This window comes from Agrobacterium sp. NPDC058088, assembly GCF_042885035.1.
In the GTDB taxonomy this organism is placed as follows: Bacteria; Pseudomonadota; Alphaproteobacteria; order Rhizobiales; family Rhizobiaceae; genus Agrobacterium.
Genome location: NZ_JBHVSU010000027.1, coordinates 1 through 3,016 on the forward strand (window position 1 = coordinate 1; position 3,016 = coordinate 3,016).

Below are 3,016 nucleotides of genomic sequence, written 5' to 3' on the forward strand. Positions count from 1 at the left end.
AAACACGTCAGAAACGGAATGCTGTCGCCCGTCGAGTTCGAGAGGCAGCAGAAAATCTAACCCGGGGGTGTCTACGAAACTCGGGGCTATTCAGACTGCCGCACCAGCAGCGCCCAATTTCGCAACGCCCCCTCACTCGCCTCTGCAACAAACATCGCTATCTGGCATCACCATTGAGGAGCTAGCCAAGCGGTTCATTCGGGAACGTAAACTCGGAGAGAACTGGGTACCGACTACGGTGATGGGCAAAGAGGAATATCTTAGCCTGCTTACAGAGCTTTTTGGTGAGAACCGCGACATTGCCACACTCACTGCTCAAGACGTTACGACTGTGAAAGACACCCTTGTAGCTCTGCCGACACACCGGCACAAAAAGCAGGCGACCAAAGGCAAGCCGTTGCACGAGGTTCTAAAACTAACAAACCTTCCCCGCCTGTCTGTTCCCTCCATCAACAAGTATCTACAGACTTACAATGATTTCTTTGGGTACGCACATCAGCACGGTTACATTGAACGCAACCTGTTTGCTGGGGTGACAATCAAACAGAACCGGCATCGCGTACAGAAGGGTCGTGAGGACTTCACGCCTGAGCAGGTGCGCATCATTCTGGCGGCCGTTGTGGACAACAGCATGGTGTATGCCAGAAAGCAGCACCAGAAATGGGGACCGCTTATAGGCGTGTACACAGGCGCACGCCTGAACGAGATAGCGCAAATCGATCTTGCCGACATTCAGCAGCAGGATGGCTTATGGTTTTTTGACTTCAACGATGAAGGCGACGACAAACAGCTTAAGACACAGGCATCAAAGCGCAGGGTGCCGATACATAACGAGCTAATCCGGCTCGGACTGCTGGAGCATGTCGAGGCTTTGCGAAAGCAGGGAAAACAAAAGCTTTTTCAGGAGCTGCCAAACTCCGTTGAGCATGGCCGTGGTCGCAATCTCGGACGCTGGTTCAACGAACAGCTTCTGCCTAAGCTCAACCTGAAGACCAAGGAGCTTGTTTTCCATAGTCTCCGGCATACAGTCGTTACGCAATTGGTAAATGCACAGGTGCCGGACCCTCTTGTTAAAGCTCTCGTCGGACATAGCCAGCAAGGCGTGACCTACCAGAATTATTTCGGGGGCCACACGCTACAGGTGCTGAACGAGGCGATACAGAAGCTGGACTACAGCTTGCCGACGCAGAAACTTTGAAGAGCTATTGGCAGGCGAGGTACAGCCGACCGAAAATTAACATGCCCTAATGATAATCAGGTGTAACCATGCTTCTTCTTGAACCTCTCCAGTTCGTCATCTAGCTCTTCCTCCCTTAGCTGTTCGGGCGTTTTGTAGACCATTGATGGTGGCGCATCCTGTGGCACGAGCCGAATGAACGCCCCATTGATAAGGATCTCAGCCACAAATCCTGCTTGCGCTGCGCCGAGGCACAATGCTTTGACCTGTCGCTGTGTTAGCGCCATCGCTTTGTTTGTCATAACTGGTTCTCCCGTTGCAGTTATGTGTTCACCGTCGCTGGCACTGATCTCCCCGTGCGCCGGAAAGCTGCCCTCAGCGGAATGCAGAGTGCGGCGACAATGACTAGTAGCAGTGCGACGTCTGGCAGTGCTGCGATTGCTCTAGCGGTTAACTGTGCCGCCGCACCCATTCGCTGAATACGCTTCTCTGCGGCCTTGCGTTCGGTTACGTCTACCAGAAGTGCGAGAGCTTCTGCGTCCGATCTTGTACCTGCAAACGATGACAGGTGCCGTAGCTCGATCTGGTATTTTTCCCGGTTGTCATCAAGCCACCGAAGCGGGTCGAAATCTGGATCGACGGGATTATCGTACGCCCGCCTGTATGAGGCGAGAAGATTGAGTGCAATGCTACCGCCCGCTTTGAAGCTATCAGCTACGCCTTGGTACAGGGTTTCAGTATTGATGTCTGTGGCGAAACCTATTGCCTGATACCAAGGTTGGCGGGCTTGTTGTTCGTGGCATTCCCGTACTGCCCGCGTGCTTCCTGCTTCTCCACCGATGACAGGTCGGGCCATTATGTTCGTCGTGCTTTCCGACAGGTCATATGGGCGGTACTGTTCGGGTATCCCCTCAAACCCGCAGGCTGCATAGAGGCCGGTAGGTGTGGCCAGTAAGCCAGCGGCGAGAATGCACGCTCGCAATGTTGTCCGCATAAGCGAAACTGAGCAAGTTCGATGATGCAGTTGCCTGCGCGCAGTTGCCCTTACAGATGATGTGTTCGATCGCATGGGAAATGGTCCCCCGTATGGAAGGACGTTAGGCGCGGTGCGTCCCCGCGAATGCCCTTCGATCTCTGGTGATCGGGGAGTTAGTAACCGCATGACACGGCCCTACGGCCTTTAGTTCAGAGAACCTGTTGCATACGCCGCAGGCTCCCCGACCATAGGTCGAAGAGTGGTGCCAATTCAGTGGCACGTTCCTAGTCATGAGGGGTTACTACGCCCCTGAGCCGCACGTACGGCCCAAGGGATATCTCTCGTATTCAGGAATTGGTGTCAATAATGAATGGCATTGCTCATTCCCGCTGCTCGTGAACTGAAGTGGTGTTTCCGTCCAGTGCGGAGGAAAATACGAGGCACTTACAAACTACAGTAGTATCAATAGCTTGCATGAATTTTAGCCAGTACCGAAATTCCCATAGTCGACCGTTGGCGAGCCTCACGATGCTTTGGCAGCCAATGCCCATCTGACGCCTACTTTGCGCCCCTGCAACCTTCTGTGCCCGAATGAGGCCTAATGCGGAAGGCAGGCTGCGTCACGGGAGTGTCGACGGACAATTTTCCGGTTGATCCCGCTGAGCTAGCGCATCGGAAGTAAGTTCTCCAGATTGACATACTGGTAATTCAAGCCCGTAGCTCTACCTGCCATCCAGCGAGTGAATAAGTGCTCTCATTTGCGCCTGCTACGTAAGCGGCAAGCTGAGACCGTTCAGCGCGTGTAATTCCACGGCATGAGTGCATCGAGATCGCTGCTGGGCCATCCTTTGGCGATGCGCTCG

At 53.9% G+C, this 3,016-nt stretch carries 3 protein-coding genes; 1 reads left to right on the forward strand and 2 read right to left on the reverse strand.

The genetic code is table 11. The features are described 5' to 3' along the window. Positions 1–1,198, forward strand: a 1,198-nt coding sequence (locus ACFVTJ_RS25325) for a site-specific integrase (RefSeq protein WP_386911264.1), incomplete at its 5' end; no start/stop codon positions are given. Between the two features lie 56 nt (positions 1,199–1,254). On the opposite strand, the gene ACFVTJ_RS25330 is transcribed toward ACFVTJ_RS25325, so the two are convergent. Continuing rightward, a complete protein-coding gene (locus tag ACFVTJ_RS25330) occupies positions 1,255–1,479 on the reverse strand; it encodes a hypothetical protein (protein WP_121689899.1) in 225 nt (74 codons plus the stop codon). A 20-nt stretch (positions 1,480–1,499) separates the two neighbouring features. Continuing rightward, on the reverse strand, positions 1,500–2,033 hold the full coding sequence (locus tag ACFVTJ_RS25335; RefSeq protein WP_386911265.1) for a hypothetical protein: 534 nt from the start codon (positions 2,031–2,033) through the stop codon (positions 1,500–1,502). Between the last annotated feature and the right edge of the window lie 983 nt (positions 2,034–3,016).